The sequence below is a fragment of the Agrobacterium sp. NPDC058088 genome, assembly GCF_042885035.1.
Lineage (GTDB): Bacteria > Pseudomonadota > Alphaproteobacteria > Rhizobiales > Rhizobiaceae > Agrobacterium.
The window spans coordinates 79982-106789 of sequence record NZ_JBHVSU010000006.1 but is presented as its reverse complement, the minus strand read 5'-3'; the positions used below and the strand labels follow the sequence as shown (position 1 = coordinate 106789).

The 26808-nt window shown below is 57.3% G+C and carries 24 protein-coding genes and 1 pseudogene; 17 read left to right on the top strand and 8 right to left on the bottom strand.

Annotated features, from left to right (window positions below):
* The first annotated feature begins 4 nt into the window (after positions 1-4).
* A complete protein-coding gene (locus ACFVTJ_RS17285; RefSeq protein ID WP_386909428.1) occupies positions 5-1459 on the top strand; it encodes an NAD-dependent succinate-semialdehyde dehydrogenase in 1455 nt (484 codons plus the stop codon).
* Here ACFVTJ_RS17285 and ACFVTJ_RS17280 read toward each other — a convergent pair.
* Positions 1421-1772: pseudogene (locus tag ACFVTJ_RS17280) on the bottom strand (transposase); the annotation flags it as partial. The gene ACFVTJ_RS17285 and the pseudogene ACFVTJ_RS17280 sit on opposite strands and share 39 nt — an antisense overlap.
* A 283-nt stretch (positions 1773-2055) precedes the next feature.
* Between ACFVTJ_RS17280 and ACFVTJ_RS17275 the strand changes: the two are divergent.
* Both ACFVTJ_RS17275 and ACFVTJ_RS17270 read left to right on the top strand, forming a co-directional pair.
* Positions 2056-2265 carry a cold-shock protein gene (locus ACFVTJ_RS17275; protein ID WP_386909426.1) on the top strand — a complete coding sequence of 70 codons (210 nt, stop codon included), beginning with the start codon at positions 2056-2058 and terminating at the stop codon, positions 2263-2265.
* Between the two features lie 123 nt (positions 2266-2388).
* Positions 2389-2613, top strand: a complete 225-nt coding sequence (locus tag ACFVTJ_RS17270) for a hypothetical protein (RefSeq protein WP_386909424.1) — start codon at positions 2389-2391, stop codon at positions 2611-2613.
* An 89-nt stretch (positions 2614-2702) separates the two neighbouring features.
* On the opposite strand, the gene ACFVTJ_RS17265 is transcribed toward ACFVTJ_RS17270, so the two are convergent.
* Complete coding sequence (locus ACFVTJ_RS17265) at positions 2703-3620, bottom strand: cupin domain-containing protein (protein ID WP_386909423.1); 918 nt, start codon at positions 3618-3620, stop codon at positions 2703-2705.
* A 98-nt stretch (positions 3621-3718) separates the two neighbouring features.
* On the opposite strand from ACFVTJ_RS17265, the gene ACFVTJ_RS17260 reads away from it, so the two are divergent.
* From ACFVTJ_RS17260 to ACFVTJ_RS17250, 3 genes are all read left to right on the top strand, one after another.
* A complete protein-coding gene (locus ACFVTJ_RS17260) occupies positions 3719-4477 on the top strand; it encodes an SDR family NAD(P)-dependent oxidoreductase (RefSeq protein WP_386909421.1) in 759 nt (252 codons plus the stop codon).
* 31 nt (positions 4478-4508) lie between these two features.
* Complete coding sequence (locus tag ACFVTJ_RS17255; protein WP_386909419.1) at positions 4509-5483, top strand: alpha/beta hydrolase family protein; 975 nt, start codon at positions 4509-4511, stop codon at positions 5481-5483.
* 361 nt (positions 5484-5844) lie between these two features.
* Positions 5845-7041, top strand: coding sequence for an epoxide hydrolase family protein (locus tag ACFVTJ_RS17250; RefSeq protein ID WP_386909417.1), 1197 nt, complete (start codon positions 5845-5847; stop codon positions 7039-7041).
* A gap of 211 nt (positions 7042-7252) precedes the next feature.
* Here the strand turns inward: ACFVTJ_RS17250 and ACFVTJ_RS17245 are convergent, their stop codons facing one another.
* The 5 genes from ACFVTJ_RS17245 to ACFVTJ_RS17225 all read right to left on the bottom strand — a co-directional run bounded on the left by ACFVTJ_RS17245 (position 7253) and on the right by ACFVTJ_RS17225 (position 12751).
* Positions 7253-8467 carry an alpha-hydroxy-acid oxidizing protein gene (locus ACFVTJ_RS17245; protein WP_386909415.1) on the bottom strand — a complete coding sequence of 405 codons (1215 nt, stop codon included), beginning with the start codon at positions 8465-8467 and terminating at the stop codon, positions 7253-7255.
* Positions 8468-8547: 80 nt separating this feature from the next.
* Positions 8548-10056 carry a tripartite tricarboxylate transporter permease gene (locus ACFVTJ_RS17240; RefSeq protein WP_386909414.1) on the bottom strand — a complete coding sequence of 503 codons (1509 nt, stop codon included), beginning with the start codon at positions 10054-10056 and terminating at the stop codon, positions 8548-8550.
* A 30-nt stretch (positions 10057-10086) separates the two neighbouring features.
* Complete coding sequence (locus ACFVTJ_RS17235; RefSeq protein WP_386909413.1) at positions 10087-10548, bottom strand: tripartite tricarboxylate transporter TctB family protein; 462 nt, start codon at positions 10546-10548, stop codon at positions 10087-10089.
* On the bottom strand, positions 10545-11507 hold the full coding sequence (locus tag ACFVTJ_RS17230) for a Bug family tripartite tricarboxylate transporter substrate binding protein (RefSeq protein WP_386909411.1): 963 nt from the start codon (positions 11505-11507) through the stop codon (positions 10545-10547). The genes ACFVTJ_RS17235 and ACFVTJ_RS17230 overlap by 4 nt, the downstream gene beginning before the upstream one ends.
* 233 nt (positions 11508-11740) lie before the next feature.
* Positions 11741-12751 (bottom strand): ABC transporter substrate-binding protein, encoded by a 1011-nt coding sequence (locus ACFVTJ_RS17225; protein ID WP_386909409.1) that lies wholly within the window; start codon positions 12749-12751, stop codon positions 11741-11743.
* A gap of 126 nt (positions 12752-12877) precedes the next feature.
* Between ACFVTJ_RS17225 and ACFVTJ_RS17220 the strand changes: the two genes are divergently transcribed.
* The 8 genes from ACFVTJ_RS17220 (at position 12878) to ACFVTJ_RS17185 (ending at position 20299) form a co-directional block, all read left to right on the top strand.
* On the top strand, positions 12878-13927 hold the full coding sequence (locus ACFVTJ_RS17220; RefSeq protein ID WP_386909407.1) for an amidohydrolase family protein: 1050 nt from the start codon (positions 12878-12880) through the stop codon (positions 13925-13927).
* Positions 13924-14844 carry an SMP-30/gluconolactonase/LRE family protein gene (locus ACFVTJ_RS17215; protein ID WP_386909661.1) on the top strand — a complete coding sequence of 307 codons (921 nt, stop codon included), beginning with the start codon at positions 13924-13926 and terminating at the stop codon, positions 14842-14844. The genes ACFVTJ_RS17220 and ACFVTJ_RS17215 overlap by 4 nt, the downstream gene beginning before the upstream one ends.
* Before the next feature lie 41 nt (positions 14845-14885).
* Positions 14886-15593: an IclR family transcriptional regulator gene (locus tag ACFVTJ_RS17210; RefSeq protein ID WP_210259560.1), complete on the top strand. Its 708-nt coding sequence runs from the start codon at positions 14886-14888 to the stop codon at positions 15591-15593.
* Between the two features lie 147 nt (positions 15594-15740).
* Complete coding sequence (locus tag ACFVTJ_RS17205; protein WP_386909405.1) at positions 15741-16754, top strand: ABC transporter substrate-binding protein; 1014 nt, start codon at positions 15741-15743, stop codon at positions 16752-16754.
* On the top strand, positions 16754-17575 hold the full coding sequence (locus tag ACFVTJ_RS17200) for an ABC transporter ATP-binding protein (RefSeq protein WP_386909403.1): 822 nt from the start codon (positions 16754-16756) through the stop codon (positions 17573-17575). Before ACFVTJ_RS17205 ends, ACFVTJ_RS17200 begins: the two co-directional genes overlap by 1 nt.
* A complete protein-coding gene (locus tag ACFVTJ_RS17195) occupies positions 17568-18458 on the top strand; it encodes an ABC transporter permease (protein WP_386909401.1) in 891 nt (296 codons plus the stop codon). The genes ACFVTJ_RS17200 and ACFVTJ_RS17195 overlap by 8 nt, the downstream gene beginning before the upstream one ends.
* A 141-nt stretch (positions 18459-18599) precedes the next feature.
* On the top strand, positions 18600-19601 hold the full coding sequence (locus ACFVTJ_RS17190; RefSeq protein ID WP_386909399.1) for a hydroxyacid dehydrogenase: 1002 nt from the start codon (positions 18600-18602) through the stop codon (positions 19599-19601).
* 26 nt (positions 19602-19627) lie between these two features.
* Entirely contained in the window at positions 19628-20299 is a 672-nt protein-coding gene (locus ACFVTJ_RS17185; protein ID WP_386909397.1) for an RraA family protein, read from the top strand.
* Between the two features lie 111 nt (positions 20300-20410).
* Here the strand turns inward: ACFVTJ_RS17185 and ACFVTJ_RS17180 are convergent, their stop codons facing one another.
* On the bottom strand, positions 20411-21442 hold the full coding sequence (locus tag ACFVTJ_RS17180) for a LacI family DNA-binding transcriptional regulator (RefSeq protein ID WP_386909395.1): 1032 nt from the start codon (positions 21440-21442) through the stop codon (positions 20411-20413).
* A gap of 199 nt (positions 21443-21641) precedes the next feature.
* On the opposite strand from ACFVTJ_RS17180, the gene ACFVTJ_RS17175 reads away from it, so the two are divergent.
* The 3 genes from ACFVTJ_RS17175 (at position 21642) to ACFVTJ_RS17165 (ending at position 26804) form a co-directional block, all read left to right on the top strand.
* A complete protein-coding gene (locus ACFVTJ_RS17175) occupies positions 21642-23570 on the top strand; it encodes an ABC transporter substrate-binding protein (RefSeq protein ID WP_386909659.1) in 1929 nt (642 codons plus the stop codon).
* Between the two features lie 104 nt (positions 23571-23674).
* Complete coding sequence (locus ACFVTJ_RS17170; RefSeq protein WP_386909394.1) at positions 23675-25789, top strand: family 10 glycosylhydrolase; 2115 nt, start codon at positions 23675-23677, stop codon at positions 25787-25789.
* A 28-nt stretch (positions 25790-25817) separates the two neighbouring features.
* Positions 25818-26804, top strand: coding sequence for an ABC transporter permease (locus ACFVTJ_RS17165; RefSeq protein WP_386909392.1), 987 nt, complete (start codon positions 25818-25820; stop codon positions 26802-26804).
* Positions 26805-26808: the final 4 nt, after the last annotated feature.

The window sequence follows — 26808 nt, the reverse complement described above, 5'->3', positions numbered from 1 at the left end:
ACCCATGCATTTGAATGATCCCACGCTCCTGGGTGAAAAAGTGCCCGTTGCAGGCCGATGGATCAGCTGCGAAAGTCGCGAAACGGCGACGATCCGCAACCCAGCAACCGGGGCGATTGTTGGAAAGGTTCCCGAACTCGGCGCAGCGGAAACACAGGAAGCTATCGCTGCCGCCTTGACTGCCCAGAAGGCATGGGCGCGCCGCACCGCAGGAGAGCGTGCGAATATCCTGAAGGAATGGTTTCGGCTCGTCATGGAAAACCGTGACGATCTCGGCATGATCCTGACGCTGGAGCAGGGGAAACCGCTCACTGAGGCCAAGGGTGAGATCGTCTATGGTGCAAGCTTCATCGAATGGTTCGCGGAAGAGGCACGCCGCATCAATGGCGAGACGGTGCCCGGTCATCAGCCGGACAAGCGCATTCTCGTTCTGCGCCAGCCGGTCGGCGTGGTAGCGGCGATCACCCCGTGGAATTTTCCAAATGCCATGATTACCCGTAAAGTCGGACCGGCGCTGGCTGCCGGCTGCGCGGTGGTCTTGAAGCCGGCGCCACAGACGCCTTTTTCAGCTATCGCTCTGGCCATCCTGGCCGAGCGCGCGGGCCTGCCACTTGAACTTTTCAGCATCGTGACGGGACCTGCCGCAGAAATCGGGGGCGTGCTGACCGCAAGCCCGGACATCCGTCTTTTGACCTTCACCGGCTCGACACGCACGGGAGAATACCTTTATCGGCAATGCGCGCCGACGATCAAGAAACTGGGCCTGGAACTTGGGGGCAATGCGCCCTTCATCGTGTTTGATGACGCCGATCTCGATGCAGCCGTGGACGGAGCGCTGATTGCCAAGTTTCGCAACAACGGCCAGACCTGCGTCTGCGCCAACCGGCTTTATGTGCAAAGCGGTGTTTACGACGCTTTCGCTGCAAAATTTGCGCAGGCGGTATCAAAGCTGAAGGTTGGTAACGGGCTGGAAAAGGCAAGCAATCTAGGCCCGCTCATCGATGGTAACGCCGTTGCCAAGGTGGAAGCGCACATCGCCGATGCGCTCTCGAAAGGTGCAAAAATTGGAGTGGGCGGGAACAGGCACGCAATCGGGGGCAATTTTTTTGAGCCGACGATCCTGTGCAATGTGACCGCTGACATGCAGGTCGCCCGCGAGGAGACGTTCGGGCCGCTCGCACCACTTTTCCGTTTTGAAGACGAAAAGGATGTGATCGCGCAGGCCAACAATACGGATTTCGGCCTTGCCTCCTATTTTTATGCACGTGATTTGTCCCGTGTGTTCAGGGTTGCAGAGGCGCTTGAATACGGCATGGTCGGGGTCAACACAGGTGCAATTTCGACCGCTGAGGCACCTTTCGGTGGTGTAAAAATGTCAGGTCTGGGCCGCGAAGGGGCACGCCACGGCATCGAGGAATACACAGAACTCAAATATATCTGCATTGGTGGTATCGGCTGAGGCCCGGCGAAGCTCACGGTTCTCTCGCTCAAGAGCCTTCATCTTCTCGGCCGCATCACTTGTCAGGTCTGCTCGTTTGCCGCTGTCGACCTCATTCTTCTTCACCCATTCGTGCAATGTAGCTGCCGAGCAGCCGATCTGGGCCGATATAGAGGAACTGGAAGGCCATCGCGACCGGTGTTCTGCCTCGTGATCCAGCACCGCGCCGATGGGCATGTGCGCTGACTTCGAGTAAAAACTTGTTCGTTGTCTTGCTCTTGTCGGGTCCATTTTCTAAGAGGTTGGAGCCTCCGGCAAACCCGGTGCGGTTCACTCTAAATAAACGGTCTTGATGGACGTGGAAATGCCATCGGCAAACCACAACTTCACATTCAGCTGCAACCAAAAGGCGCGAAAGCGTTTTATGGAAAATTATAGGTTGACGTCTCGGGCGCGGTCCGCTATATATCAATCATCGATCTTTTGCTTGCCGAGCTTTGTCTACCGCGTGATTGGCACCGCGTTTTAAGCGAACTTCTCTTTCAAAAATAGTCGGTTTTTCATCTGCGTGGCACCCGCTTCGCGGTTCCTCAATCTATGCTTTGAAAGGGTTCATCATGACCACTGGCACAGTAAAATGGTTCAATTCCACCAAGGGCTTCGGCTTCATTCAGCCTGACAATGGCGGCGCTGACGCCTTCGTTCATATTTCTGCCGTCGAGCGCGCCGGTATGCGCGAACTCGTCGAAGGCCAGAAGATTGGCTTCGAACTCGAGCGCGACATGAAATCGGGCAAGATGTCGGCCTGCAATCTGCAGGCCGCTTAATCGATATCTGCTTCCCCTTGACCACGGATGTACTGGCACTGCCGGGAGCAATTATCAGTTTGAGGCCAGGCAGTTCGCCTGGCCTTTTTCGTTTCGCCTCACAGCAAACGTCGAGGAAATTTAATGACAAACACATATAGTAAATCTCGCCAGCAGGCCGAGGCAGCCTTCGGCAGTCTTCAGGCAGCGTTCTTCGCCAAGAACAATGCAGCGGAAGAGCTTGAATCCGTGGCTCAGGCGCGCGATGCCAAGACCGCCAGGCTGCGCGAAGCGCGCCTCGCAAAGGAGGAAGCGGACCGGATATCTGTCACATCCACGCTTCTTGCCAAACGATCGAAGGCCAGCTGATCATCCCAAATGCCATACTCCGGATCGAAACTTGAGATATGCCAGAAACAATGGCGGCCGAGCCATCTCCGGGGCGACCGTCGCTGAGGTCACGCGACCGCGATACCTCTTGTGGCGGCCATTGCCCGCGAAAAGGCACCTGGCGGCATTCCCACGTGCCGATTGAATGCAACGCTGAAGGCACTTGTCGACCCATAACCAACCCGCTGGGCAATTTCCGCCATTGCGACATCCTCGCGGATCAACTCTTTCGCCAGTGCCATGCGCCAGCCCGTTGCATACTCCATCGGCGCCACGCCAACTTCTTTGCGGAAACGATCGAAGAAGGTTGAACGAGACATGGCGGCTTCGCGAGCAAGCGTCTCCACCGTCATGCTCCGACCCGGATCTGCGTGAATGCGACGCAAGGTGGGTGCCAGCATTGGATCGGCCATCCCACGCAGGAGACCGGGCGGCGCCTTGGCACTTGCAGCCGATCGTAATGCGTCGATGAACAGGACTTCTAGCAGCCGGTGGAGAACCATCTCACGAGCGACACGGTCAGCTCTCGTCTCCTCGTTTATCATCCGAACCAAAGCCATCAGCCGCTCTTCACCGTGAACATGGATGACTTCCGGCAGCAGGGACACGAGAAGCGTCTTGTCATCTGAGCCGAACGCACAATGTCCGACCAGTGCCCTTATTTCCGCCGGCGCTTGCGGGTCGCCCAGGAGGAAGACCCCGGGGCTGGTTTCGAGGCGCTGGGCAACTGCGCTGCGGGGCGGAGCCTCCATGCTGCTCATCGTGAACGAGAAGATCTTCGGGACAAGCACGAAGTCGCCCGCGGTCAGTACAATCGGCTCACGACCGGCAATCGTCATCAGGCAGCGGCCTTCGACCACGGCGCAATAGAAAGGACTTCCAAGCTCCGTTCGCTCAACCAGCCACTGCCCTCCGCCGGTGACCATCTTTGAGATCGACGGGCTTGGTTTCAGCAGGGAAACGACTTCCGCGACTGGATCGGTCATAAATTCGGACTTCCGCTAAAAACTCCTGGACATCCTGATATAGTAAGTCCGAGTTAGTAAGTCCATCTTCAGGCGAGCTAATCGTCAGGAGACACAACATGCCAAAGATCCTCATTACGGGTTGCTCGTCCGGTTTCGGCCTCGCCATCGCGCAGAGATTCATGAACGCAGGGTGGGAGGTGGTCGCCACCATGCGCGTGCCGCGCTACGACCTTCTTCCATCGATAGACAGACTTCAAATTCTGCCACTGGATGTCACGAGCGCGGACAGCGTGGCGACGGCGATCGAAGCCGCCGGCACGATCGATGCTCTGGTGAACAATGCTGGCGTCGGCATGCTCAATGTGCTCGAAGGCACGGAGATGCCGAACATCCGTGAACTGTTCGAGACGAATGTCTTCGGTGCGATGGCGATGACGAAAGCTGTCCTTCCGCAGATGCGGGTCCGTCGCTCAGGTGTCGTTGTCAACGTCAGCTCCACTGTCACGGTGAAGCCGCTGCCCGCGCTCTCGGTCTATAGCGCGAGCAAGGCAGCGCTGAATGCCTTCACCGAGAGCTTGGCTATCGAGGCGGCTCGTTTCGGCGTCCGTGCCAGACTTGTCCTGCCCGGTTCGGCGCCCACGACTGGGTTCGGCAAGAATGCCGTCGCCCGCATGGGGATGGAAATCCCAGAGCCATATGCCGCCTTCGTCCACGACTACCTGACGAAATTGCGCTCCAGGACTGAAGTTACGACGGCGGATGAGGTCGCAGAGGCCGTCTGGTGGGCTGTGACAGAGATCGATGCGCCGATGAAGATCCCGGCCGGAGCCGACGCGCAAACTTCCTTCCGCGAGGCGGGCTATTCGCTCGTTTGAACCACGAAATTCAACATCGGAAATCCGAACCATGAACAATCTCATCAATCTCGCAAAACATATCCCGACACCCGAGGCAGCTCTAACCGTGGCCTACACGCCAATCCGTCTTTCGATGCCGGGCCGCCAGCCGCTTGAATTGCGTCTGACCGCTCCGGCAACCGGCAATAACCTGCCCATCTTGTTGCTTTCGCATGGGTTCGGCCCATCCAACTATATCCCCTCAAAGGACGGTTACGCTCCACTCGTTCAGTTCTGGGCAGAGAGAGGGTTCGTCGTAATCCAGCCGACGCACGCCAGTTCGCGGGTCGGTGGCCTGCCTTTGGATGCAGTCGGCGCGCCGTTCTTCTGGCGCGAGCGCGTAGTGGAGATGAAGTCGATCATTGACCATTTGACCGAGATCGACCGGCAGGCGCCAGCCGTCGCGGGCCGGATGGATCATTCACGCATCGGCGCAGTCGGTCACTCCCTTGGCGGTCATACCGTCGGGCTGCTGCTGGGCGCACAGCTGGACGGCGAGGATTTCTCAGACCCTCGCGTTTCTGCAGGCGCTCTCCTGACAACGCCTGGACGTGGCGGCAAGGACATGACCGATGAGAACGCTGCCCGATTTCCGTTCTTTGATGTTGATTTCTCGACATTGACGACGCGTAGCCTGATCGTTTGCGGTGATATGGACAACCCGCGGTTCACAACCCGCGGCCCCGAATGGCATGCGGATGCGTTCCATGACGCGCGCGGCGCAGAGGCTCTATTGACGATGCACGGCGTCGGACACGGTCTTGGTGGGATTGCCGCGCTGGACGCGAAAGAGACGGAAACCGAAGCGCCAGACGTCCTGGAAGCGACACGACGTCTCACGCTCGCCTGGCTTCAGACGGCGCTTGGCGTCGACGGTAGCGCATGGCGCCGGGCCTGCCTTGCGCTTGAAGGCGAAGCGGCACCGCTTGCGACTTTCACAGAAAAGTGGCCCCAATTGCGGATGTCACCCGATAAAAGCATCTGATCTTGGCGAAGAGATAGCGCCGATCTTCATCTTCGAAGACGTGAGTCGAGCGCGAGAAACGCGGCAGCGCGCCCGGCATACCTACACGCGATTGTTGAATTTGAGGCAGCGGGCTGATGTTGTGGCTGCCTTGTAGGCCACATTATTTCAGTCGTCGAGTGGAGCGTTTGCTTTCGGTGTAATAATCTTAGGCCTCTTGCGCACGATCTGGCTTGGTTGATAAAGTTACGAATTGGATGTTTCGTAGGCGCTGGTGGCACGCAAATGAAGTGAAAGGCCGGCTCTGGCCAAACGACATGGGCCACGGTCCAGAGAGACGAGAAACGTTGTCAAAGTTCCTTGCTGGTGCAAGAGGCCGGCCATGAAGCACTTCAAAATCGATGTCTCGCAAGACAAGGTTGATGATCTTGCTCGTCGGCTGGTCGCCACGCGCCTGCCCGATACTATTTTCCAGCCTGGCTCGGACGACGGTGTCGACTTGTCGTTCATGCAAAGACTTTTGGACTATTGGCGCGACCAATTCGACTGGCGTGCGCAAGAGAAGCGTCTCAACGCGCTGCCGCAGTTCATTGCGGATGTAGGGGGCTTCCGGGTTCATTACATCATCAAGCGCGGCGTCGGCCCGTCGCCCGCTCCTATAATTCTCACACATGGCTGGCCGGGATCCTTTGTCGAGTTTGAAACTATTTCCGATTGCTTGGCCGACCCCGCCCGCCACGGCGGCGACCCGGAGGATGCTTTCGATGTGATTGTACCCTCATTGCCGGGCTTCGGCTTTTCCTCCGCTCCAGACGCTGCTGGCACCAGCAGCCGTCGCATTGCCGAGCTGTGGCACACGCTAATGCAGGAGCTCGGATATCGCGAGTACTTCGCGCAGGGCGGGGATATCGGCGCCGGCGTTTCTACGTGGCTCGGCGCTCTCTATCCCCACAATGTCCTGGGCGTGCATCTAAACTATATGTCGGCAGGGTTTCGCCCGCCGCTTGGGCCTGGCCTGCCGCCCCAAACCGAGGAAGAAGCGGCGTTTTTCCAGCGTGTTGCGCAATTTTCAGCGAAAGAGGGGGCCTACGCCCTGCTTCACGCGACGAAGCCACAGACCTTGGCTTTCGCGCTATCCGATAGCCCGCTCGGTCTCGCCGCCTGGATATCTGAAAAGTTTCAAAGCTGGGTCGATCACGATGGCGACCTCGAAGCCGTCGTACCACTCGATACGCTGCTGACGAACATTTGTATCTACTGGTTCGGCAACAGCATCGATGCATCCCTGCGTCTTTACAAGGAAAATCGGCTCAACCCTCTTGTGCTGGACAGCCTGTTGCCTTGTGACGTCCCCTTTTCGATCGCGCATTTTCCAAAGGAACTGCCCATCCCTCCGCGCTCCTGGATTGAGCGGGGACTCAGGGTCGAGCGCTGGACAGAGTTGCCTCGCGGCGGACATTTTGCTGCTCTTGAGCAGCCAAAACTGCTAGCCGAAGACATCAGGGCGTCGTTTCGCCCATGGCGGGGTCGGATCGCGGGAAATGGTTCTCAAGGTCGGGCGGCTCCAAAACTCGTTTGAATTGAGCTGGCAGCGTCAATTGCAATCTAATAGGACTATCGGGGTTCCGCTCCCATCAAGAGCGTAAAATCGCGCTTCTTATTTCGACCTATCCCTCGAGCGTTATACTGTTTTTGAAAAACAGTGTAACGTCGGAATCGAGCTTATGAAATCCGTTGATCTCATGCAGTCTCCGATCGTCGAGTTGCTTTTCTACTGAAGTGCTAGACGATCAGACGTGGCGGTTCCCCAACCACTGAAATAGACGCTTTATGGGCTGTTCATCGACCATCTCGTTGATTGACGATACCCCCAACAATCCCATGTCACGCTGGAGTTCGTCATGCAAAATTGCGGCAGCTTTGGTTACGCCAGCGTCGCCACTGACCACGGCGGCATAGAGGAACGGTCGTCCGACAAAAACGAACTTCGCTCCGAGCGCTAGCGCCTTGACGATATCCGTGCCTCGCCGAATCCCACCATCCAGCATAACAGGAAGGGCATCGCCAACCGCATTGACGATATCAGGCAAAGCGACGATCGGTGCTATCGCGCCGTCGAGTTGACGTCCTCCGTGATTTGATACGATGATCCCGTCTGCGCCTCGCTCGACAGCCAGCTTGGCATCATCCGGATGCAGAATGCCTTTGATCACCAGATTTCCGCTCCAGCGGTCACGTATCCTGTTGACGTGACTCCAGTTGAGGTGATCCTTTTTTCCAAAATCCCGCATGACGTTGGATGCAATTATCGGAGCGCCGCGTGTGGCCAAGGAATTTTCGAAATGTGGAATGCCGTAATTTACGATCGTCCGCAGAAATGTTCCGATCGTCCATGTGGGATGGCTAAGCCCCTGCCATGCAAGTTGTACGCTGGGGCGCAATGGCGTCGAAAAGCCTGCTCGGACGTTGTTTTCGCGGTTTGCCAAGACTGCCGTATCGACGGTGAGCACCAATGTCTTGAAGCCCGCCGTGGCAACACGATCGATAAGAGCATCGATTTTTTCAGGCTCTCCCGGCAAATAGGCTTGAAACCAGGAACGGGGCGCTGCAGCTGCGATCTCCTCGAGCCGGATCAGTGAAGACCCGCTCATGATCATCGGAATGCCCGAGGCCTGCGCTGCCTTTGCAAGCACCAGGTCACCTCTATAGGCCATCAGGGCGCTGATGCCCATTGGCGCGATACCGAATGGTGCTTCCCACTCTTCTCCAAGCAGTACGGTTGCGGTCGTGCGGCCCGAAACGTTTCTGAGAACACGTGGCTGAAAGCATATACTTTTGTATGCCTCCTCATTCATTCGACGCGAGGCATTCGTTTCGCTTCCGCCCGCGATATAGCCGAACAAGGGCTTGGGAAGGTGGCGCTTCGCCAGAGCTTCAAAATCGTCAAGCGAAAGGACGCTGTTCAAGCGTCGAACTGATCTTGTCGCGAAGATGGGAACTGTCATCTGCTAGGTCTCAGGCTTAAAGGAGCAGGAAGCCCCGGGACTTTTCCGAAAGGATCAGGGCGCCCTTCGGCGCCCCTGCGTCAGTCTTCACTTGCCTCGAAAGCGGCTTTTCTGTTTTTGCGGATCGTTGGCAGAACCAAGGTCAGCAACATGAGGGCCGTCACGGCCAGAAGTACGGCGCTTATCGGTCGCTCGAAGAACACGAGCCAGTCGCCTTGCGAAAGCAGCATGGCGCGGCGCAGGTTCGTTTCAAGCAGGGGGCCGAGGACAAAGCCCAGTAGAAGCGGACCCGGTTCGCATTTCGCCTTGCGCAAAACGTATCCCAAGATGCCAAACAGGATGACCAATGCGACATCGAAGCCACGATTGCTGACGCTGTAGACACCCACACAGCAGAATAGCAGGATGGCCGGGTACATGATGCGGTATGGGATTTGCAGCAACTTCACCCACAGCCCGATCAACGGAAGGTTGATGACGAGAAGCATCGCATTGCCGATCCACATCGAGGCAACCAGACCCCAGAACAGGCCGGGCTGGTTCTGGATGACGGATGGGCCGGGCGTAATGCCGTGAATGGTCATCGCGCCAAGCATCATTGCCATGATGGAGTTGGAAGGAATGCCCAGTGTGAGGAGTGGAATGAAGGAAGATTGCGCACCGGCGTTGTTCGCTGCTTCCGGGCCGGCAACGCCGGCTATGGCGCCGTGACCGAACTTCTCCGGGGTCTTTGACATGCGCTTTTCAACCGAATAGGCACTGAACGCACTCAGCGTTGCGCCACCGCCTGGCAAGACGCCCAGAATAGTGCCGACGCCCGTACCACGAAGCACCGCCCCCCAGCTTTCTTTGAATTCTTCACGTGTTGGCCAAAGGCGACCGATCTTGCTTTGGAGAACGCCCCGAACTTCTTTCGATTCCAGATTGGTCGCAATCTCCGCAATACCGAAGAGACCGACTGCGATAACGACGAATTCTATACCGTCGTAAAGATCGGTCGATCCGAACGTCATCCGTGGCGAGCCACTATTGACGTCTATACCGACCATACCGAGCACAAGGCCAAGGCAAACCATGCCGATCGCCTTGACGACCGAGCCATGCGCGAGAATTGTTGCCGCAAGCAGGCCGAAAATACACAGCGCGACGTATTCCGCAGGCCCGAAGGACAGTGCGAAGGATGAAAGCGTAGGCCCGGCAACGGCCAGCGCAATCGTCGAGACAGTTCCCGCGAAGAACGAACCCAACGCCGCAATCGCCAGCGCCGCACCAGCCCTGCCTTTTCGGGCCATCTGGTATCCATCGATCGCAGTGACAACGGCCGATGCTTCGCCGGGAAGGTTGACGAGGATCGCTGTCGTCGAACCACCGTATTGCGCGCCATAAAAGATGCCGGCCAGCATGATCAGCGCGCCCAGTGGCGGCAGGAAGAATGTGACGGGCAGGAGAATTGCGACGGTTGCCGTCGGGCCTATACCAGGCAACACCCCGATCAGGGTGCCAAGAAGCGCCCCGATGAAGCAAAACATCAAATTGGTGGGTGTCAGTGCTTCGGAAAAGCCGAGCATCAAGACGTCGAGAAAGGCCATCGAATTAATCCGATCAGAACAGGGCGGCGATCACAGAGGCCAGATAGGCATCTGGACGCCAAGTCCGTAGATGAAGAGAAGCGCGCCGAGCGTGGTCAGGATCGCGGTCGAGATAAAGATTTCCCGCCATCTTGATTCAGGGTCGGCAAGACTTCCGACGACAAGAAGCCAGACGGTGGCGACCACGAAGCCAAGCCCTTCGGCAGCGAACGCAAATCCCGCTATGCCCACGACCAGAATGATGAGTGGTTTGGGATTGACGGCATCGAGTGCTTCGTGGGGCTTCGTTAAAGCCTTGATGAGAACAATCGCCCCGATCAGGGCGATTATGACGCAGAGCGACCTTGGCAGGAAGCCCGGTCCCATCATCGCCGGTGTGCCGTATGACAGGTCACGCCCGGCCCAAAGGCCAAGCGCTCCCAGAAACATCATCAGACAACCAGCAAGAATATCGGGAAAGTCCCGGCTATTGGCTGTAGGCTTCATGCTCATTGCTGCACCCATGGGGTCTTGTCCCAGATCTCCTGGAAGCGGGCGAGGCGGTTTGGCATTTCCTTTTCCCACTCTGGGCCGCTGAGATAAGCCAACGGCAGTGCCATCTGCTTGGCCTGCTTCTGGAACTCCGGATTGTCGAGAGTTGCCTTGACCGCCGCAGCAAAGCGGTCGGCGATCTCGGCCGGAACCTCGCGGGGTGCAGCAATGCCGCGTTCGGACGTCATCTCGACGTTGAGGCCGGATTCGATGGCTGTCGGCACGTCAGGAAGCTGTGGCGAACGTTCTTTGCCGAAAGTATTGATCATGCGCAGGCCGGAGGTGTCGTTGCCCGCAAATTCGCTGACGTTCAGGCCGCCGCCGGTGACCTGGGATCCGAGGATTGCCGTCCGCGTTTCGCCTGCGCCGTTGAACGGAATATGCGTGATCGTCGTGCCGGATTCGGCGCCAAGAATGATGATCGCCAAATGGTCGTCAGTCCCGATGCCGGAGGAGCCGTAAGAGACGGCGCCAGGCTTCGCCTTGGCGGCAGCCACGAAATCCGCAAGTGTCTTGATTTCAGATGTTGCCGGAACCACGATCGCAGCCGGGTCGTCAACGATGCGCGCAACAGGCTTTATCGTCTTTGGATCGTAGCCAAGCTTTCGCTGCACCTGCATCGAGAGGAAGCCGGGCGTATTGATGTAGGAGAAGGTGTATCCGTCAGGCTTGGCCTTGGCGAGCGCCGTATAGGCGATTTCGCCCGATGCGCCCGGGCGGTTTTCAATGACAATATCGGCGCCAAGTTCCTTTTCGAGGAACGGCTGCATCGCGCGCGCCATGACATCGGTGCTGCCGCCTGGTGCAAAGGCCACGATCATCTGGATCGGGCGATCCTTGGGCCATTCGGCGTGGGCAAGTTGGACCGAGGCGCTAAGCGCCGCAACGGCGAGCGAGAGAGCGAACAGGTTTCGTTTCATATCCAATCCTCCTTCGGATAGTGGCCACCAATTGGTGCGAAGGCGTGTTTCGCCTGCGGGCGCTTGGCGACCGGTCAAGAGCTGCTTTGGTAATGGTTGAACAAAGGAACGGGCGTCACGCGCGTGAGCACGGACAATCAGCGCCGATATTTTTGGAAGTTTCTCAGACGTTGTGCCGATCCGCCGAAGCTAGGCGCTGTGATCTGGCTTTGAGCGTTGTCGCTAGTCCAATCTCACGTTCCCTGGCCGGTTGCGACAGGATCGAAGAACACGTCTTGCCACTGGGCCAGTTTCGACTTCAACAGGCCCGTTTCAGTCATGAAGTCTGCGAAAATCATCACACCTTTAGGGTGGACACCCCACTCGTCCTTTACCGACTCCAGCATTTTTTGGATCTGCTCGGCATTCAGAGACGATTTTTCCGAACCGAGAAATATGTCGGCTGCTTCCTTCGGGTTGTCACGGATGAAGTTGTCGGCCTCCTCGATCGCTGCGACGATGGCGAGCGACGCGTCCTTGCGCTCGTCGATGAATTTGCCGGTCGTTGCGAGCAATCCGCTTGTGACCTGCTGCCCGAGATAGTCCGAGAAATTGAAAAGCTTGTGGATCTTGGCGTTGGCTTCAAGCACATCGCTGTAGGGATGTGGAGCAACATAGGCGCTAATGGTTCCACCGGCGAGAAGGCCACTGGTGGCGTCCGGATGTGGCAACTGTACCATCATCGTATCGAAATGCTTTGCATCCCCGAAGGCCTTTTTCGCTGCCATTCGCACCAGCAGGCCCTGCTGGCCGGTCGTCGATGTGACGGCGATCCGATCATTGGCCCCGAGATCCTTCAGGTCCTTGATTTCCGACTTGTTGGTGTAAAAACCGTTGTCACCTGCGACAAGAGCTGCAAGTCCGCGAATCTTGATTGATGATTTGGTCTTTTCCGCAGCGATCAGCATACCGGGCAGACCGTAGGCGCCGATGTCGATAGTGCCGCTGATCAGCGCGTCATTGATCGCCGGCGCGCCGCTGATTTTTTTGATTTCGACACTCGTGTCGATGCCTTTGGCAGCCAACTGCTTCGAGAAGAACCCCTTTTGATCTGCGACGACAACGGGCAAATAGGCATAGCCATACTGGATCGCAATCGAGATCGGCTTTTCTTGCGCGGCACTCGAAACCTTGGGCGAAACAGTGAAAATCGATAAAGCGGCGATGGCAGCGAGAGCTGCTCGCCGGTGAAGTTTCTGTTGCATACTTCCTCCCGAAGTGCTTTTTGAAACGGCGTTGCAAAAATAATGAGGTCATCTCGGCTACGCTGTCAACCGCTTTTTCAAATCACTGACGATTGCAGCGGCCAATATTGAATTCGAGGAGGATCGATGGCTGGAAATTCACCCCACATCGCCGTGCGTGAGGAGTGGCTTGCGTTGGAACAGGAGGAGGTTCTTTTCCCGGAGATGCCGATCATTGATCCGCATCATCACCTTTGGGACAGGCCCGGCCAGCGATACCTGTTCGAGGAACTACTGGCCGACGCCCGGCAGGGCCATCACATTCAGGCAACCGTCTTTGTTCAAAGCAGGTCGATGTACAACATCGACCAGCAGGATGATCTGCTGAAACCCATTGGCGAAATTGAGTTCGCGAACGGGGTGGCCGCGCGGTCCGCTTCGGGTCTCTATGGATCATTCAGGGCTTGCGTGGGGATCGTCGGGTCTTGCGATCTTATGGCTGGTGACCGGATCGAAGCGGTTCTGGATCGTATGATGGCTGTTGCTGGAGAGCGTTTTCGGGGCATCCGCAATCAGACAGCCTGGCATGGAGATCCGGCGATTGCGACTAATCCTGTTCCGCCGGTAAAAGGCATTCTTTTGGAACCGGCTTTTCGCGACGGCGCTCGACGTCTTGGCGCGCGCGGTCTGACATTGGACGTCTGGGCCTATCATACCCAGCTCTCAGAATTCGAGAATCTGGCGCGCTCCTGCCCGGATACAACGATTGTCCTCGACCACCTTGGCGGGCCGCTCGGTGCAGGACCCTACAAAGGACAGCGCGCCGAAGTGCTGGCCGAATGGCGCGCTTCCATGGAGAGGATCGCCGATCTGCCGAACGTCTGCGTCAAGCTGGGCGGCTTGGCGATGGGAGCGGGCGGATTTGACTTCCATCTTTCCAATCAACCGCCGTCCTCCGAGCTGCTCGTAGCGGCCTGGGACCCGTATATCTCCTTTGTTATCGAACGCTTCGGCACAAAACGCTGCATGTTCGAAAGCAATTTCCCGGTAGACAAGGGCATGGTTTCCTACCGCTCGCTGTGGAACGCCTTCAAGCGTTTGTCCCAAGATTTTAGTGCGTCCGAAAAGCAGGATCTTTTCTTTTCGACGGCTGCGCGGGTTTACGATCTTGCCATCGAACCCGAAGGAGAATTCTGATGTTCTTTGCACCCCCTCCAACCATTAGGACGGAAATCTTCTCTCGCATGCCGGATCGCTTCCGGCAACCGCGCAAGACGCGCTGGGCTGACGTCAACCGTTCCGGCGCGGCGATAGACTCGTTCCTCGAAGGGCCCTGTTTCGACGGCCAGGGTAATCTCTTCGTCACCGACATTCCGTTTGGGCGGATATTCCGCGTTTCGCCCGAAGGAGAGTGGGATCTGGTCAGCGAATATGATGGCTGGCCGAATGGCATGAAGTTTCACAGCGAAAACAAAATCTACATCACTGATTACAAGCGTGGAATTCTTCAGCTCGACGTCGCGACAGGTGGGGTATCGCCCGTCATCGAAGAGTATTTTTCGGAAGGGTTCAAGGGTGTCAACGATCTGGTCTTTGCCGCCAATGGGGATCTCTATTTCACCGATCAGGGGCAGAGCGGCCTTCATTCCCCAACCGGCCGGGTTTTCCGCTGGTCTTCGGCCGGGAAGCTGGACTGCGTCCTGTCAGGCATACCCAGTCCAAACGGGATCGTCATCGCCAAAGACATGAGTTATCTCCTCGTTGCAGTCACGCGTGCACAGCAGATCTGGCGTGCGCCTCTACATGAGGGTATCGCAACGAAAGTGGGCGTTTTTCTGCAGTTGCATGGCGGCATGGGCGGACCGGATGGCCTCGCGCTGTCGGAGGACGGTGAACTTTTCGTTGCCCACACTGGATTTGGCTCGATTTGGCATGTGTCCGGCTTGGCAGAACCGTTGCATCGAATTCAGTCCTGCGCCGGCATTTCGACCACCAACCTGGCATTCGACCCCAAGAACCGTCACGTCGTCTATATTACGGAATCCCAGACAGGCAGTATCTTGAGGGCAGAGCTACCGGTTCAGGGTGCGGAATTGTACATGGCCCGAGGGTAGGCTAACGATGGACTGAAGGGTTCATAAGGAAGATGGTGCACATGGACGACGAATATGAGCAACAGTTGCCTCGGGTGAAAGGCGTGGCCTCTGCCGATCGGCTTCTCACCGTCCTATCGGCATATCGTCGAGGCGACGATGCGCTGGAGCTGACGGAGCTTGCCGAGCGGACAGGACTGGTCAAAAGCACGATCATGCGCTTGTGCGTCTCGCTTCAAAGTTTCGGTTTCATTGAGCGGATGCGCGACGGCCGCTATCGGCTTGGGACCGAGATTGCCAGACTGGGCTCGGTTTACCTGCAATCCTACGCGCTTGAATCAGAGGTTATGCCCGTCCTCGAGCGGCTTGTTGCGATATCGGGTGAGACCGCCTCGTTCTATATCCGCCGCGGCGATCAACGTCTCTGCCTGTTCCGCCACGATTCGCCCTCACCGTTGCGCATGCATGTAAGGCCTGGAGATCTCAGGCCGATGGATGAATCATCGATTGCGCAGGTTCTGCGCGCATTCGAAGCGGGCCAGTCAGCCAGCGTCGAAGACATTGCTCTGCCTGTGTATTCCAACGGCGTCACGGACCCGCACGTTGCCTCGATGGCCGCGCCGGTGTTCGGAGCCGGCCAACGTCTGCTGGGAGCGCTCGCCATCACCGGTCCCTCTTCGCGGCTTACCGCTGAAAAGTCGGCACAAGTCGCTCAGCAATTGCTCAGTCTCGCGAACGGGCTGACGAAGTCGCTCGGAGGTGAACAATAAAAATTGAAACGGCGTTGCATTTTTTATTTGCAACGCCGTTTCGAAATGCTAACAAGTGGCTGCTCATCGGGAGGATGGGTACGCGCTCATAATTGTCGTGAACCCTCCGAGAGCCTGTCGCAGATGGCGAAACTCGTGGAGGAGTTCATGATCAACCTGACAAGACGCCAATCTCTGGCCTTTGCCGGAATTGGCCTGTTCGCGGCGTCCGGGGCGCCTTTGATTGCGCGGTCGCAAGAGAAGAAAACCATAAAGGTCGCCACACAGTACGGTACGAGCCACCTTGCGACGACCGTCGCGGAAAAGCTCTCGCTCTTCCACAAGCATGCAGAGAGTAACGGGATCGCTGGAACCGAATTTCAGATTCAGCGTGTCAGTGGCTCAACGGTGATCAACGACGGTATTTTCAGTGGTAGCCTTGATATCGGCGCCTATGGATCCACTGCGCTGATCGCGGCTTGGGCCAAGACCAAAGGTTCTTACGACCTTAAGGGGATCGCGGCGTGCAACGAAGCGGTCTTGACGCTTTACACGAACGATCCGTCGATCAAGTCGATCAGGGACATCAAGCCGACCGACCGTATCGCCGTGACCGGTACGACGTCGCCTCAGGCCATTATGCTGCAGATGGCAGCCGAGAAGGAATTTGGTAAAGGCGAAGCTAAACGCTTCGACAAGCAGATGGTCCAGTTGCCGCACCCCGACGCAACGACTGCATTGATCTCTGGAAACGGAGTTACCCTCTATTTCGCCGCACCGCCTTTCATCAGCACGCTTGAGGCCTCTAAGAAATGCTTCAAAGTCGTCGGTGGTGAAGAGATTATCGGTGGGCCTTACTCCGGCGCTCTCTATGCTTCGACCCAGAAGTTCGCTGACGCAAATCCAAAAGTGTTGGCAGCATTCGTGGGCGCGCTGAAGGAAGCGATGGATCTCATTCAGGGCGATCCGGGGAAAGCTGCCGAAATCTACTTAGCGGCGGAGAAAACGAACCTGTCCCCTGTTCAGGTCGAAGAGGCGATCCGTGGTCAGGTCTTCACCATCGAGCCTCGCGGAATGCAAAGCTTTGCGAATTTTCTGGCCGGGACCGGCGCTATCAAGCAGGCGCCCGCGAGCTGGCGAGACATGTTCTTTGAGCCCATAAGCAAAGGGAACGGCAGCTGATGGATATGAACAACCAGTTTGCAAAAGGCACACCGGGCATGGATACGTCCAACCCCTTGCTCTCGGTCAATGGCGTTACGCTCCAGTACAGGACTGGCGCAGCCATTCTCACAGCAACCTACAAAGTCAGCTTCAACGTCCAAAAGGATGACCGTTTCATTTTGCTTGGCCCGTCGGGCTGCGGAAAATCGACGCTTCTGAAAAGTGTTGCCGGCTTTCTTGCGCCGGTCGAAGGCGACATCAAGCTCGCGGGCAAGCCGGTTCGAGGACCAGGCCCCGATCGCATGATGGTGTTTCAGGAATTCGACCAGCTGATGCCGTGGATGACGGTGATCGACAACGTGATGTTCCCGATGCGCCGTTCGGGACGCTTCCCGAAAGCCGAAATACGCGATCGGGCACGGCGCGTGATCACCAAGGTGGGGCTGTCGAAGTTCGAAAATTCCTATCCCCACATGCTGTCGGGCGGCATGAAGCAACGCGTGGCAATTGCACGCGCCCTCGCTATGGAGCCGGCGATGCTTTTGATGGACGAGCCCTTCGCCGCGCTCGACGCACTGACGCGCCGACGCATGCAGGAGGAGCTCCTGGAACTTTGGGACGACGTGCGTTTCACGCTTCTGTTCGTGACCCACTCCATCGAAGAGGCGATTATCGTCGGCTCGCGCATTCTTGTCCTCTCTCCACATCCCGGCCAGGTTCGCGCCGAACTCGATGCGACGGCCTATGGGCATCAGCATCAGGGCGATGCAGACTTCATGGCCTTCAATCGAAAGATCAACCAGATGCTCTTCGGCGATCAGGAGGTTGCTCATGACTAAGGTTCTAACGGTGCCGGCGACCCTGCCGGCCAGACCGGATCTGGAATACAAGACCCTCGACATAGCACAGATCGGCAGCATCAAGCAGGATGTCGGCTTTCTGGAAGGCCTCTTCAACATAACCGGATTTCGCCGTGCGCTGGTCCTGATCGGCCTGTGCATTATCTGGGAGGTTTATGCCCGCTTTCTCGGCAATCCGCTGATGTTTCCGTCTTTCAGCGATACCGTCACCACACTCTGGGCCGACATCCTTTCCGGCCGGCTGCCGTCAGCGGCAATAACCTCTCTGCAGGTTCTCGTGACCGGTTATGCGACCGCAATTGCTCTTGCCGCGGTCATGACAACGCTCGCGATCTCGACGCGTTTTGGGACTGATCTTTTGGCCACGCTGACAGCTATGTTCAATCCGCTGCCAGCCATCGCCGTCCTGCCCCTCGCACTCCTGTGGTTTGGCCTCGGCACAAGCAGCATTGTCTTTGTCATTGTCCATTCCGTTCTTTGGGCGGTATCGCTCAACACGTTCACGGGTTTTCTTTCCGTCAGTCAAACTCAGAAGATGGCGGGCCGGAACTACGGTCTCGGCGGCTTGCGCATGGTGTTTTTCATCCTCATTCCCGCAGCCTTCCCATCGATCCTGTCCGGTTTGAAGATTGGTTGGGCTTTCGCTTGGCGCACCCTCATAGCCGCCGAACTGGTCTTTGGTGTTTCAGGAAATGCTGCCGGCCTCGGCTGGTACATTTTCGAGGCCCGTAACGCGCTCGAGACCTCCGGCGTGTTTGCCGGCCTGCTGACCGTCATCGTCATTGGCCTCGTGGTCGAAGGGCTTGTCTTCCGAACCATTGAGCTTTTGACCGTCCGTAAATGGGGCACCCAGAACGGCTGACGGCAACGCAAAGCCTAGCCGGCGCGGGAATGGATTGGTGACGGCTGCCGGTCTCAAGGAGATCGCTATGGCACTGAGCCTGAGAGAAGGCCGGGTGCATGTTCCAAAAACACCACAAATTTTTAGAGACGAGGCGCACAAATGACTGCGACTGAAATGACGGATAAGCACTTAAAGGGCCGGGTCATGGTCACGGGGGCCCAGCTGGTTTCCGAAGCCATGCAGCTCCTGGCAGACCATCGGCTTGAGCCGATTTTTGCTCCAGCCTATTCCACACCCGAAGAACTTGCCGCCATTGCGCGTGACAGTCAGGTCGACGCAATACTGGTGCGGCAAGGATCGATTAATCGCTCGGTTATCGTAGCATCGCCGAGGCTGAAGGTGATCGCCAAACACGGTAGTGGCGTCGACAATATCGACCTTGTGGCGGCAACCGAAGTGGGTGTCCCGGTTCTCAGGGCGCTAGCAGCCAATGCCCAGTCGGTCGCGGAACTCGCAATCAGCCTTACCGTCAGCTTGATGAAGGATGTTCTCCCGCTCGACACTCAGGTCAAGGCCGGCGGTTGGCCCAAAACCAAGTATGTGGGACGCGACCTTTCTGGCGCCATATTCGGCGTTGTTGGTTTCGGAGAGATTGGTCAGCGCGCAGCTGCCCTTGCTCGTGGCCTCGGTATGAAGGTTATCGCCTATGATCCCTTCGCGGCTGACACGTCTGAGGTGACGGTCAGTCGTGATCTCGGCGAGATACTGAGGGTCGCGGATGTCGTCAGCCTGCATTGCCCGCTGATGCCCCAAACTCATCACCTTATTAATACCGAGCGTCTGTCACTGATGAAGCAGGACGCCTTTCTGATCAATACGGCCCGTGGCGCTGTGGTGGATCAGGCAGCACTTGTCACAGCGTTGCAGTCCAACTCGATTGCTGGGGCCGCACTGGACAGTTTTGAGGAGGAGCCGCCGCCGGCCGACAGCCCGCTTTGGACGCTCCCCAATCTGATCGCCACGCCGCATGTCGGCGGCGCAAGTCGCTCGGCCCTCCGCAACATGGCCGTACAGAGTGCCACCCATATCATCAGTGTCCTTGAGGGCCGGGGTTATGACGCCCAAGCGCTTGCCAACAAGAACCTCGCTTCTGCCGCCTGAACCTATCGATATTAAGGAGAATTGACATGATCGGATTTCGAATCTGCGCGCGTGAGCGCAAGGTGATGGCAAAGTGGGTAGATGCATTCCGCAGTCTGCCGGTCGCCAACATCAGCGACGTGATGAGCCGCATGACAGCAGGCGGCGCCGGGCTGCGTCCGTATTATACCGGCGGCATGATGGTCGGCCCGGCGATCACCGTGAAGGCGCGACCGGGCGACAATCTGATGGTCCACAAGGCGCTCGATATCGCGGAGCCAGGTGACATCGTCGTCGTTGACGCCGGCGGTGATTTGACAAATGCGATCATCGGCGAACTGATGGTGGCGCACGCTATTCAGCGCGGTCTTGGGGGAATCGTCATCAATGGCGCCATCCGCGACAGCGCCGAGCTTTCGGCCGGCGCCTTCCCGGTTTTCGCGCTCGGTGTTACCCATCGCGGTCCCTACAAGGACGGTCCGGGTGAAGTGAATGTCCCGATCTCGATTGGCGGTATGGTAATCAACCCTGGTGACCTCGTCTGCGGCGATGCGGATGGCTTCCTCAGCGTCCCGATGGACGATGCCGAAAGCATTTTCGCTGCGGCGACGAAAAAGCATGATGCCGAGACGAAGCAGATGGAAGCAATCCGCGCAGGCAAGAACGACAGGGCTTGGGTCGACGCGACGCTGTCGAAACTAGGCTGCATCACCGCCTGAGGATTTGATGGCCGCCGTAAACTTTTACGGCGGCTAAGGCCCGAAGTCGCAGCGATTACCCTTTCATCGCAGTTGTCAATCGGAGCAGGCGGGTCATAAGTTCGATAGCCATCAAGAGCAGGTTGCTTTCATCGCTCGAGGGGGAGTCAACCATTTCGAATGTTTAGGGGCAGGGCCCGATGAGCGCCGCTCGATAAAGGCCGAGGCGATAAGAATGCGTTTTGCGACGACCGGCTGCCCTCTTGTTTCGATGCGTTCCAACAATAGCCGCATCGCTGTAGCGCCCATTTCCCCCCCTTCTACTCTGATGGTCGTCAGGGGCGGAGATATTTGGGTCGCGGCGGAAAAATCACCGAATCCGACAACGGACATGTCGTCTGGTATGCGGTAGCCACGTGCTAAGAGTTCGGAAACAGCGGTGAGCGCCAACCCATCGTGAGCGCAGAACAGGGCTGTTGGTGCGATTCCGGCAGTTTGAAGGGTTTGCAGCGCTGGGATAAAGCCTCCATCTTCGTCAAAGCGCAGGACATGCAGTTGCGCATCGGCATGTTGCTCTAAACTTTCGCGCAGACCGTGATATCGTTCCATACGACCGCGATAGCCTTCCTTTCCTTGCACAAAGGCGATGTCGCGATGGCCGAGCCCAAACAAATAATCGCCGACCGCTATCCCTGCTTCGTGGTCCGTGCCACCGACATGATCGGCCTGTTCAAGTGGAAACACCCACCCCAGTCGAACCGAAGGCAAGCCCGACGCTTTGACAATGTCCAGCGTCTTTTGTTCGTGCGGTCCAACAAGAATGATACCTGCGCTATCTTTCACCATCGCCTCGACCCTGTCGGCGTCATGCGTCCACTGCAACCGTACAGCTTGACCTAGTCGATGCGCCTCCTTCTGCATGCCGTCCTGCAGCATCGTCCGCAACTCGTAACTCACGCTATCGACCTGATCGTGAAAGATCAGAGTGATTTCGCGTTGCTCGTCGGCGGGCTTCGGGCGCTGGTAGCCCAGCATCGCGGCAGCGTCCTCGACGCGCTTGCGCGTCGCCTCACTGACCCCTGCTTTTCCTGAAAGTGAACATGAGACGGCAAATTTTGACAGGCCGGTGTGATTGGCGATGTCCTGCAATGTCACTTTGCGCATAACGCATCCTCCCGCCATGAACCGACGTACCGAAATAAATTAAACATAACGCTTTACCTAACAAATTACATAATACAAGCTAAACAAACACGGACATGCAAGCTATCTTTTTCTGGCGTGGCATCCGTCCGAAAAATCGCGGGATCGATCCTGAGGAGGAGAGATAATTCCGCGATGCGTGACTGGAGGAGGAAAACAAATGCAAGGATTCAATCGCCGCGCGTTTCTCGCTGCGAGCACCGCTGCCGTCATACTACCCGCTTTGCCAGCGTTCGCGCAGACGAGCACCCTCAAAGACCCCGCCATGCTGGACGCGTTGGTCAAGGAGGGTAAGCTGCCTGCCGTCGTTGACCGCCTGCCGCTCAATCCGCTTGTCATCACGCCGCTTGACCGCGTCGGAACACACGGTGGTGACTGGAACAGCGCAATCGTCGGTGGGGGATCCCTGTCGATGCTGTTTCGATACCAGGCGTACGAACCGCTGCTGCGATATAAGCCCGACTGGTCGGGTGTGGTACCGAATGTCGCGGAGCACTACGAGAGCAATGCCGATGCCACGGAGTTCACCTTCAGATTGCGCAAGGGCATGAAGTGGTCTGACGGTCAGCCGTTTACTACCGAGGACATCATGTTCTGGTACGAGGACATCTTCAATTACGAGGGCCTTAACGACATCGGCCAGAACCATCTGCGTGCGGGCGGAAAAAAGGCCCGCTTCGAGGCGTTGGACGATGTGACGTTCAAGGTGATTTTCGCCGCGCCCAACGGTCTTTTCCCTCTGCGGCTGGCATGGGCGAACGACGATCAGACCACCCGTGCGCCGAAACACTACCTCAAGCAGTTCCACATCAAGTACAACCCAAATGCTGAACAGGAAGCCAAGACCAAGGGCGCGTCTGGCTGGATTCAACTGTTTCAGCGCGAAGCAGGCCTCGTCGTGGACAACGAGTTCTTCCAAAACTCGCAACGTCCCGTTATCCACGCCTGGAAAATGGCGGTTGCGCCGGGACAAAGCACCGACCGTGCGATCGCCGAGCGCAACCCGTTCTACTGGAAGGTCGACACCGAGGGAAATCAACTGCCCTACATTGATCGCATCGTCTACCAGATGGTCGCCGATGCACAGGTATTGTTGTTGAAGGCGATGCAGGGCGAAATCGATCTGATGGATCAGTATATCGCCACGCCGGCAAACCGGGCAGTGCTTTACGACTCCCAGGACCAGGGCCAGTTTGGCTTATATACGCTGACCTCGACCGAGACCAATGAGATGGTTTTCCAGCTCAATCTCAATCATCCGGACGAAGCCAAACGCAAGCTTTACGGCAACAGGGATTTCAGGGCCGCGCTGTCGATGGCGCTGGACCGGCAGGCGATTATCGACACTGTTTTCATCGGTCAGGGAACGATCTCCCAACCGGCCGTGCGAGCAGAGGATCCTCTCTATAACGAACGTCTGGCCACGCAATTCACCCAATACGACCCCGACGCGGCCAATGCCCTGCTCGATGCGATCCTCCCCGCCAAGGATGGTGAGGGTTTCCGGCTGGATGAAAACGGCAAGCGTGTGACGGTCATATTCGAGATCGACCAGGCTCGAACCACATTCCTTGACATTTTCCAGCTGGCGCTGCCGATGTTCCACGCGGTGGGTGTGGACGTGCAGATGCGAAGCATGGACCGTTCGCTTTGGGAGGTGCGGGTGCGTCAGGGCATCGACTATGATGCCACTGCACACCGCTTCGGCGGCAATGGCGGCATCGCGGCTATCCTCGATCCGCGCTATTTCATTCCCAACACGACCGAGGCGCTCTACGCCAAAGGGTGGCAATTGTGGTACCGCGATCCTGCTTCCAAGGGTGCGGTCGAGCCGCCTCAGCCGGTCAAGGACGCGTTGGCGCGGTATGACCGCGTGCTGGGCTCGCCGGACCCGGACGTGCAGCGCAAGCTGATGTCCGAAATACTGGAGATCGCGGCCGACCAGTTTTACGTCTTCGGCGTTTGCCTGCCCAGCGACAGTTACGGCGTGGTGAAGAACAACATGCAGAACGTTCCCAAATCCATGCCGAATTCGTGGGGATATCCCACACCCGGGCCAGCCAACCCGGAAACATTTTTCAAGGCCTGATCCCACCGTTCCATCCCGGCATCAACCGAACGCGGATGGAAACATCGAACCTTTTCAATCGCCCCTGAAGGGCGTGATGGCATCCTATTGTAATTGGAGAACACATGTTGCATCGACCAAACGCCATTTCCGGAGCTGCCGTTCGTTCTCCAGACTGGTTTAAATCCGCCACTCGCTGGACCCAATTGACCTTTGCGGAGGACGACCCGGCGAAATATGATCCCGAATTCTGGATCGACGTCTTCAAGCGCACCAAGTCGAATGCAGTCTGCCTTTCTGCTGGCGGCTATATCGCCTACTACCCAAGCGAAATCCCCCTGCATTACGTGTCCAGCTTCATAGGCGATACCGATCCGTTCGGCACGATCGTGGAAGGGGCGCGCAAATTGGGGATGCACGTCATGGCACGAGTCGACCCGCATGCGATCCACGCGGATGCAGCACGGGCCCATCCCGAATGGGTGGCCATCAATCAGGATGGAAGCCCGCGTGAGCACTGGGCATTTCCCGGTATCTACGTCACCGATGCGCTGGGAAGTTACAACCGCGACTTCACCACCGACGTCATTCGCGAAGTCGTGACCAAATATGACGTCGATGCCGTGTTCGCCAACCGCTGGCAGGGCCATGGCGTCTCCTACAGCGAAGACAATCGCAAACGCTTCAGGCAAGAAACTGGTTTTGATCTGCCGATGCGACCGGATGCGACGGATCCAGCATGGCAGGCGTGGGCGGCGTGGCGCAGACGCATACTTACCGAGCTCGTGGTCTATTGGGACGAGACGGTCAAATCCATCCGTCCCCATGCCAGCTTCATTCCAAATATGAGCGGTTCGTCACTGATGGAATTCGACCTTTCGCTCATCCAGAAACATTGCCCGATCCTGTTCGTGGACCACCAGGCGCGACAAGGCGTGGAGGTTGGCTGGTCTGCTGGACGGAACGGCAAACGCATTCGTGGAACGTTCCGCGACCGGCCCGTTGGCCTCATTACCTCCATTGGACCAGAGGAAGAGTACCGATGGAAGGATTCCGTCCAGAGCGGGGAGGAAATCAAGCTCTGGATTCACGATGGCATGGCGCAGGGCCTTTTCCCATGGTTCACCAAATTCAACGCCTGCGTTCCTGATAACCGCTGGGTGCAGCCCGTTGCAGAAGCCTTCAATCTTCATGCGGACATTGAGCCGTATCTGGAGGGCATGCAGCCAACTGCCGAAATCGCGATCATCGATCCGTCCACGACGTTGCGGCACTGGGCCCCGGAGCAACGTCATATCGCCGAACATAATGATCTCGGCTTTTATCATGCGCTGGTGGAAGCGCGCATTCCGTTTGAATTTCTATCCGATCAGGTCATGACCCCGTATGCGCTTGATCGCTTCAAGCTCATTATTCTGGCCAATGCGACCTATCTTTCCGACGAACAATGCGCGGCCATCGAACAGTATGTACAGCGCGGCGGGTCGGTCGTTGCCGCGCATGAAACCTCGCTCTGTAATGAAGTCGGCGAGCGGCGCGGTAATTTCGGACTATCAAATGTCTTCGGTGCCTCGCTGGCATCGGCGCCACGTGGCCCGGTCAAGAATACCTATGTTGCACTGTCCGATCCGCACCCCGTGAACGAGGGCTACGAGGGCGCCGCACGCATTATCGGCGGCACACACCTGATTGCCGTCGATGCCAATCCGGACGCTGAAACGCCGTTCCTCTACGTCCCTGATTTTCCGGATCTGCCCATGGAGGAGGTCTACCCACGCGAAGCCCCGAGCGGCGCTGCGGTGATTGTGCGTGAGACCGGCCATGGAGGTCGTGTGGTCTACATTCCATGGAACATTGGCGAGGTCTTCTGGAAAGTGCTTGCACCCGATCATGGCAAGCTGATCTCGAACGCCGTGAACTGGGCTCTTGGCCAAGACCATCGTGTGACGGTCGAAGGGAAGGGTATCATAGACATCGCCGTTTACGAAAACGAGGCCTCTATGGCGATCTTCCTCGTCAACCTTACCAACCCGATGATGATGAAAGGTCCTTTGCGGGAGGTCTATCCTATCGGTGAGCAGACGCTATCGATCAAGCTGCCGAAAGGTCGCTCGTCTGCCACCGTGAAACTGCTTGTGAAAAACGAGGAAGCGTCCTGCAAGATCGTTGGCAACCGTGCAGAAATCACCGTGCCTTCCATCCGGGACCTCGAGACGGTTCATCTGATCTGGCATTCATAAACCGGATAGCGTGTAGCGGGAGGAACCCATGCTGACATATGTGGCAAAGCGCGTTCTTTACATGATACCGACCCTGTTCGGCATGTCCTTGATCGCATTCATGATCATTCAATTGCCACCCGGCGATTATCTGACCTCGCTTCTCTCCACCATGGCCGATGGTGGGCAGAATCTGGACGAGGCGACGATTACGCGCCTGCGCGCGCAATACGGTCTCGATCAACCTGTCTATGTCCAGTATTTCGTGTGGATCAGCGGAATATTGACCCGGGGCGATTTTGGATATTCCTTCGAGTGGAACCAGCCGGTCTCGACCCTGATCTGGGACCGGATGGGATCGACGCTGCTGATCTCGCTTGCAAGTCTTTTGCTCGTTTGGGCGATATCCCTCCCGATTGGGATCTATTCTGCCGTCAGGCGCCATTCCTTCGGCGACCACGCCTTTACGCTTCTCGGCTTCATCGGGCTGGCCGTTCCGAATTTCATCATGGCGCTGACGTTGATGTATGCGAGCTACCGGTTTCTGGGACAAAGCGTTGGCGGCATATTTTCTCCCGCTTTCGTCGATGCGCCGTGGAGCATCGCAAAATTCAACGACATGCTCAGCCATATGTGGATACCTGTGATCGTCATCGCCATGTCGGGCACTGCGGCCATGATCAGAATCCTGCGGGCAAATCTGTCGGATGAATTGAGCAAGCCCTATGTCATCACGGCGCGTGCCAAGGGTTTGCCCGAGCGCAAGGTCATCGTGAAGTATCCCGTCCGCATTGCGCTCAATCCTTTCGTCAGCTCGATCGGCTGGGTGCTGCCGGATCTCGTTTCTGGCGTCACCATCACCGCCATCGTGCTGAACCTTCCAACGGCGGGGCCGCTTCTGCTGCGAGCGCTGGTCGGTCAGGACATGTATCTGGCCGGAAGTTTCATTCTCTTAATGGGCGTGCTGACACTGGTGGGCATGCTGATTTCAGACATATTGCTTGCGGTGCTCGACCCCCGCATCCGGTTCAATTGAAGGG

Bases quoted from the DNA above. Each gene is read 5' to 3' on its own strand.
- ACFVTJ_RS17175 (WP_386909659.1), top strand. From the start codon at position 21,642: ATGCAAGGATTCAATCGCCGCGCGTTTCTCGCTGCGAGCACCGCTGCC.
- ACFVTJ_RS17285 (WP_386909428.1), top strand. From the start codon at position 5: ATGCATTTGAATGATCCCACGCTCCTGGGTGAAAAAGTGCCCGTTGCA.
- ACFVTJ_RS17225 (WP_386909409.1), bottom strand. From the start codon at position 12,751: ATGCAACAGAAACTTCACCGGCGAGCAGCTCTCGCTGCCATCGCCGCT.
- ACFVTJ_RS17230 (WP_386909411.1), bottom strand. From the start codon at position 11,507: ATGAAACGAAACCTGTTCGCTCTCTCGCTCGCCGTTGCGGCGCTTAGC.
- ACFVTJ_RS17195 (WP_386909401.1), top strand. From the start codon at position 17,568: ATGACTAAGGTTCTAACGGTGCCGGCGACCCTGCCGGCCAGACCGGAT.
- ACFVTJ_RS17240 (WP_386909414.1), bottom strand. From the start codon at position 10,056: ATGGCCTTTCTCGACGTCTTGATGCTCGGCTTTTCCGAAGCACTGACA.
- ACFVTJ_RS17205 (WP_386909405.1), top strand. From the start codon at position 15,741: ATGATCAACCTGACAAGACGCCAATCTCTGGCCTTTGCCGGAATTGGC.
- ACFVTJ_RS17220 (WP_386909407.1), top strand. From the start codon at position 12,878: ATGGCTGGAAATTCACCCCACATCGCCGTGCGTGAGGAGTGGCTTGCG.
- ACFVTJ_RS17250 (WP_386909417.1), top strand. From the start codon at position 5,845: ATGAAGCACTTCAAAATCGATGTCTCGCAAGACAAGGTTGATGATCTT.
- ACFVTJ_RS17200 (WP_386909403.1), top strand. From the start codon at position 16,754: ATGGATATGAACAACCAGTTTGCAAAAGGCACACCGGGCATGGATACG.
- ACFVTJ_RS17265 (WP_386909423.1), bottom strand. From the start codon at position 3,620: ATGACCGATCCAGTCGCGGAAGTCGTTTCCCTGCTGAAACCAAGCCCG.
- ACFVTJ_RS17210 (WP_210259560.1), top strand. From the start codon at position 14,886: ATGGACGACGAATATGAGCAACAGTTGCCTCGGGTGAAAGGCGTGGCC.
- ACFVTJ_RS17190 (WP_386909399.1), top strand. From the start codon at position 18,600: ATGACTGCGACTGAAATGACGGATAAGCACTTAAAGGGCCGGGTCATG.
- ACFVTJ_RS17180 (WP_386909395.1), bottom strand. From the start codon at position 21,442: ATGCGCAAAGTGACATTGCAGGACATCGCCAATCACACCGGCCTGTCA.
- ACFVTJ_RS17260 (WP_386909421.1), top strand. From the start codon at position 3,719: ATGCCAAAGATCCTCATTACGGGTTGCTCGTCCGGTTTCGGCCTCGCC.
- ACFVTJ_RS17165 (WP_386909392.1), top strand. From the start codon at position 25,818: ATGCTGACATATGTGGCAAAGCGCGTTCTTTACATGATACCGACCCTG.
- ACFVTJ_RS17275 (WP_386909426.1), top strand. From the start codon at position 2,056: ATGACCACTGGCACAGTAAAATGGTTCAATTCCACCAAGGGCTTCGGC.
- ACFVTJ_RS17245 (WP_386909415.1), bottom strand. From the start codon at position 8,467: ATGACAGTTCCCATCTTCGCGACAAGATCAGTTCGACGCTTGAACAGC.
- ACFVTJ_RS17235 (WP_386909413.1), bottom strand. From the start codon at position 10,548: ATGAGCATGAAGCCTACAGCCAATAGCCGGGACTTTCCCGATATTCTT.
- ACFVTJ_RS17270 (WP_386909424.1), top strand. From the start codon at position 2,389: ATGACAAACACATATAGTAAATCTCGCCAGCAGGCCGAGGCAGCCTTC.
- ACFVTJ_RS17255 (WP_386909419.1), top strand. From the start codon at position 4,509: ATGAACAATCTCATCAATCTCGCAAAACATATCCCGACACCCGAGGCA.
- ACFVTJ_RS17170 (WP_386909394.1), top strand. From the start codon at position 23,675: ATGTTGCATCGACCAAACGCCATTTCCGGAGCTGCCGTTCGTTCTCCA.
- ACFVTJ_RS17185 (WP_386909397.1), top strand. From the start codon at position 19,628: ATGATCGGATTTCGAATCTGCGCGCGTGAGCGCAAGGTGATGGCAAAG.